The sequence below is a fragment of the Streptomyces sp. ActVer genome (assembly GCF_027270795.1).
GTDB lineage: Bacteria > Actinomycetota > Actinomycetes > Streptomycetales > Streptomycetaceae > Streptomyces > Streptomyces umbrinus_A.
Genome location: NZ_JAPWHT010000613.1, coordinates 1 through 4,927, shown reverse-complemented (window position 1 = coordinate 4,927; position 4,927 = coordinate 1). Strand labels below are relative to the sequence as shown.

Genomic DNA, 4,927 nt, shown 5'->3' with positions numbered 1-4,927 from the left:
TGCGGCGGGCCGTGGCGAGGGCGCGCAGCGTGGTCTCCCAGCTGAGGACGGGCGAGTCCAGGACGAGACCGGAGATCCGCTCGCGCAGCGCCGAATGGGCTGCGGCGCGCAGGGCCATGGTGGCACCGGTGGACCAGCCGTGCAGGACGACCCGTTCGGCGCCGTAGCGCACGGCGTAGCGGATGGCCGCGTCCAGGTCGCGCCACTCGGTCTCGCCGAGGTGGTTGAGGCCGTCGGGCGACAGGGGCGCGCCCAGGTCACCGCGGTAGGCGAGGTCGAGGACGGGGAACTGGTGGCGGTGCAGGAACTCCATGACGTCCATGGGGTGTTCGCGGGTGGCGCCGAGGCCGTGCACGGTGATCACCCACGTGTCGCGGGCGGCGGGCACGAACCAGGCGGGCAGGGCTCCGAGTTCGCCGGGGACGTCCACGTCTGCGTGGTCGAGGCCTAGAGCGGTGCTCGGGTTGCCGATGTGCACGCCCGGGGTGAACCACACCTTGTCCCCGGGTTCCAGGGTGCCGTGCGTGACCCGTTCCAGTCGGCGTACGACCGTGTCGGCGGAGTGCGGGGCGGCGTTCAGGAGCGGGCCGACGACCGCGTGGCTGCCGTCACCGCCGAGGCCGTACAGGCCCGGGCGCTGTGAGGCCAGAGCGCGGGTCAGGGTGATCTGTCCCGCCGCCGTGGAGTGCACGGTGAGGCGGGGCTCGGTGGGCAGTGGTCTGCCCGGCGGCGCCTTGAGAGCGGCGTCGCTGGCGAAGCGACCGACCGCCACCGTGGCGGCGACGGTGGCTGCGCCGGCTATGGCGACGGTGACGGCTGCTGCCGTCGGATTCACGGTGCGCACGGGTCCAGTCTCCTGACGGAACCCGTTGTCGGCCAGTCAAATGGGGCGAATGTGGGTTCGGCACGGCCGGAATGGTGTGTATCGGCTGAGCGCCGTGGCGGTGGGGATCAGGCAGGACGGTCGTACCGGTCGGGTCGGCGGCCGCACCCGACCCCCACCGCCGGCCGGGCCCGGTCACCGTTGCCGACCTCCGCCGGTACCGCTGCATGCCTCCGGCCACGGTTGCCGGCCTCCCCCGACAATCCCGGTCGCAGGCCTCTCCCCGTCACGGTCGCTGCCCGTACCCCCTCAGCCGTTCGCCCACCTCGTCCACCTGTTCCCGGGTCAGCAGTGTGGGTGTGTGTCCGGGGAGGGACGAGGCGGTCAGCCAGACGCGGCACATCCACTCCAGTTGGGCCGTGCGGTCGTAGGCCTGGGGGAGAGTGGTTCCGTATGTGAGGGTGCCGTGGTTCTGAAGGAGACAGGCGGTGCGGTCCCGGAGGGCTCGGAGCATGTTCTCGGCCAACTTCTCCGTGCCGTACGTGGCGTAGGGGGCCACGCGGACGGGACCGCCGAGCGCGGCGGCCATGTAGTGGATGAGCGGCAGCTCGGTGACGAGGGTCGAGACGGCCGTTGCGTGCACCGCGTGGGTGTGGACGACGGCCCGCGCGTCGGTGGTGCGGTAGACCGCCAGATGCATGGGCAGTTCGCTTGTCGGAACGAGCGAACCGAGCTCCTGCCGGCCGTCGAGGGAGACCCCGCAGAGGTCCCCGGGGGCCAGCCGGTCGTACGGGACTCCGCTCGGGGTGACCAGGACGGTGTCGCCCACGCGCACCGACACGTTGCCCGAGGTGCCGACGACCAGACCGTCGGCCACCGTCCGACGGGCCGTCGCCACGAGCTCGTCCCACGCCCGCTCCAGCGCCTCCCGCGCCGGGGGCGCGTCCCGCTCCCCCGAGCCCCGTCCGTCTCCTGTGTCCCGCCGCTGTTCAGCCATGCCGCGATCCTGCCAGTCACGCAACTCAACCCGGGGGCGGGTGGGGCACTTTAGGGCGCGACCGACACATCCGAAAGGTCGCACAAGGGCATGAATCGCCTGCCGGGAGCTAATGACCGGCAAGCGACGGGCTTTCAGGGATCTTCCAGTAGCTTCTGGGAGATTTTTCGTGCACGTCGCCATTCCTGGGGGAAACATGGCTCGTGATCGCAAACCGTCCCGTCAGCGCGCCCGATTCGTCGCCGCCTCCGTGGCGACACTGGCGCTCGGTGGCACCGCTCTCGTGGAGGTACCGGCCTCGGCGGCCGCCAAGCCCAAGGGCCACGACGTGTCCTCGCACCAGAAGAACGTCAACTGGTCGAACGCGAAGAGCAAAGGCGCCAAGTTCGTCTATGTGAAGGCCACCGAGTCGCACACGTACCGCAATCCGTACTACAACCAGCAGTACAACGGGGCACGCGGCGCGGGCGTCATCCGCGGGGCGTACCACTTCGCCCTGCCGCACAAGTCCTCGGGGACGACGCAGGCCGCGTACTTCGTGCGCAACGGCGGCGGCTGGCGGGCGGACGGCTGGACGCTGCCGCCCGCGCTGGACATCGAGTACAACCCGTACGGCAAGAGGAAGTGCTACGGCCTGAGCAAGAGCAGGATGGTGAGCTGGATCAAGGCCTTCAGCAACGAGGTGAAGCGGCAGACCGGCCGGCGGCCGGTGATCTACACCAACTACAACTGGTGGAAGATGTGCACGGGCAACAGCGCCGCGTTCGCCGCGAACCATCCGCTGTGGCTGGCCCGCTACAGCTCGACGGCGGGGTCGCTGCCGTCCGGCTGGAACTTCTGGACCTTCTGGCAGTACGACAACGGCGGCAGCCTGCCGGGTGACCAGAATCTCTTCAACGGATCCCTGAATCAGCTCAGGGCGTTCGCGAGGGGACAGAAGGGGTAGCGGACCCCTGAATTCCGCCTCTGTTCGAGACCTCTCGCCGTCACTCCGACACAAGCGGAGTGACGGCACCCCTATCACGCCACCCTGCCACCCCCCTCAGTTCATCTTCCGTTCACCCAGGTTGCCTACGGTCACTGTGCCACTGACGTCCAAGAGAAGCCTGGGTAAATGGAACACATCACGCTCCTCCTCGGAATCGTGATCGTTACCGCTCTCGTGTTCGATTTCACGAACGGTTTCCACGACACAGCCAACGCGATGGCGACGACCATCTCGACCGGTGCCCTGAAGCCCAAGACGGCGGTGGCCATGTCCGCCGTGCTGAACCTCGTCGGTGCGTTCCTCTCCGTGGAGGTCGCCAGGACGATCTCCGGCGGCCTCATCAACGAAGAGGGCATCCGCACCGAAGTGATCTTCGCGGCGCTCGTCGGCGCCATCCTGTGGAATCTGCTGACCTGGCTCCTGGGTCTGCCCTCCAGCTCCTCCCACGCACTGTTCGGCGGCCTGATCGGCGCCGCCGTCATGTCGGCCGGCTGGTCGTCGGTGAACGGTTCGACCGTCGTCACCAAGGTGCTGCTCCCCGCGATCGCCGCGCCGCTGGTGGCCGGACTCGCCGCGATGCTCGCCACCCGACTGACGTACCGGATCAGCAACAAAGCCGGTGAGCAGGCGACCTCCAAGGGCTACCGCGCCGGTCAGATCACCTCCGCGGGCCTGGTCTCACTGGCCCACGGCACGAACGACGCGCAGAAGACCATGGGCATCATCACGCTCGCCCTGGTCACCGGCGGTGTGATCGCGCCCGGGTCGAACCCTCCCCTGTGGGTCATCGTCTCGGCCGGTATCGCCATCGCGCTCGGCACCTACCTGGGCGGCTGGCGCATCATCCGCACCATGGGCAAGGGCCTCACCGACCTCGCGCCGCCGCAGGGCTTCGCCGCCCAGACCAGCGCCGCGACGGTCATCCTGGCCTCCTCGCACCTCGGCTTCTCGCTCTCCACCACCCAGTCCTGCTCCGGCGCCGTGATGGGTTCGGGCCTCGGCCGCAAGGGCGGCGTCGTCCGCTGGTCGACCGCGACCCGCATGTTCGTCGCCTGGGGCCTCACGCTCCCCGCCGCCGGTCTGGTCGGCGCGGGCGCCGAGTTCCTCACCAAGCAGGGCACCTGGGGCATCGTCCTCACCGGCGCGCTGCTGATCGCGGGCTCGGCGGTCATCTGGACGCTCTCCCGCCGCCAGCCCGTCACCGTCGACAACGTGAACGACGTCGACGGCGAGCCCGCCGGTGTCGTCACCACCGCCATCGCCGCCGTCACCCCGCCGCCGGCGGGCACGGTCGCCACGGCCGACGAACTCAAGACCACCATCCCGGGCCCGGACGCCACCGAGCCCGCCCGCCCGGCCACGGTGTAAGGAACCCACAGCATGAAGATCGACTGGGCAGCCCTCGGCTCCGTCTTCGGAGTCAGCCTCATCGTCACCGTCGCCCTCGTGGGCCTCTTCACCCTCGGCATCGTCGGCCTCTCCAAGCGCGAGTCCGCCTCCGCCCAGGGCAACACCGCGACCCTCGCGGTCACGGGCGCGTACGCCTGCTTCGCCGCGTGCGCGGCGGCGGTGGCGTACGGGATCTATCTGATCGTCGCCTGACGCGTACGGCACCTCCGTCCCGCACGACTCCGCCCCGTCGACCCTCCGGTCGGCGGGGCGGAGTCGTGTCCGTGTGTGGGCCTCAGCACACTCTCCCGTCGCAGGTCAACGGCAAGTTGACGGGTGTTCGTGGGCGTGGTGGACTGCCGGAGCCATGTACGGCGGCAGGAGAGGAAGCCGGTGTGAGTCCGGCGCGGTCCCGCCACTGTTACCGGGGAATCGATACCCCGGGAGCCAGGAACTCTCGCCGTCGGTCTCGTCGAACCAGGGCGTGGACACCCTGAGTGAGGACAAATCGCCATGCGCGGCTGCCCAAGTGCCTTTCGAGCGACGGTTGTGCCCGACCTGACGGTCGGCTGAACCGATGCGTGCCGATCGCGTCTTCGCGTACGGCGCCGCCGCCGGCCTTCTCGGTGACCTGCTGCTCGGCGATCCCCGCCGGGGGCATCCGGTCGCCGCGTTCGGGCGGGCCGCGGGTGCCGTCGAGCGGGTGCTGTGGCGGGACCACCGGGGGTGG

The 4,927-nt window shown here is 69.9% G+C and carries 5 protein-coding genes, 1 pseudogene and 1 riboswitch; of the genes and pseudogenes, 4 read left to right on the top strand and 2 right to left on the bottom strand.

The genetic code is table 11. The features are described from left to right. A partial coding sequence (locus O3Q52_RS48855; protein ID WP_269654891.1) for a S9 family peptidase occupies positions 1-844 on the bottom strand: 844 nt, incomplete at its 3' end. Positions 845-1,109: 265 nt separating this feature from the next. After that, entirely contained in the window at positions 1,110-1,820 is a 711-nt protein-coding gene (locus O3Q52_RS48850) for a class II aldolase/adducin family protein (RefSeq protein ID WP_269654890.1), read from the bottom strand. 196 nt (positions 1,821-2,016) lie between these two features. Between O3Q52_RS48850 and O3Q52_RS48845 the strand changes: the two genes are divergently transcribed. The 4 genes and pseudogenes from O3Q52_RS48845 to O3Q52_RS48830 form a co-directional block, all read left to right on the top strand. Next, a complete protein-coding gene (locus tag O3Q52_RS48845; protein WP_269654889.1) occupies positions 2,017-2,766 on the top strand; it encodes a lysozyme in 750 nt (249 codons plus the stop codon). Between the two features lie 168 nt (positions 2,767-2,934). Next, the gene (locus tag O3Q52_RS48840; RefSeq protein WP_269654888.1) at positions 2,935-4,176 is read left to right on the top strand and encodes an inorganic phosphate transporter; all 1,242 of its coding nucleotides are present in this window, start codon (positions 2,935-2,937) and stop codon (positions 4,174-4,176) included. A 12-nt stretch (positions 4,177-4,188) separates the two neighbouring features. Next, complete coding sequence (locus O3Q52_RS48835) at positions 4,189-4,410, top strand: hypothetical protein (RefSeq protein WP_269654887.1); 222 nt, start codon at positions 4,189-4,191, stop codon at positions 4,408-4,410. Between the two features lie 130 nt (positions 4,411-4,540). Continuing rightward, a riboswitch (cobalamin riboswitch) is annotated at positions 4,541-4,677 on the top strand. Positions 4,678-4,774: 97 nt separating this feature from the next. After that, positions 4,775-4,927, top strand: a pseudogene (locus tag O3Q52_RS48830) (cobalamin biosynthesis protein); the annotation flags it as partial.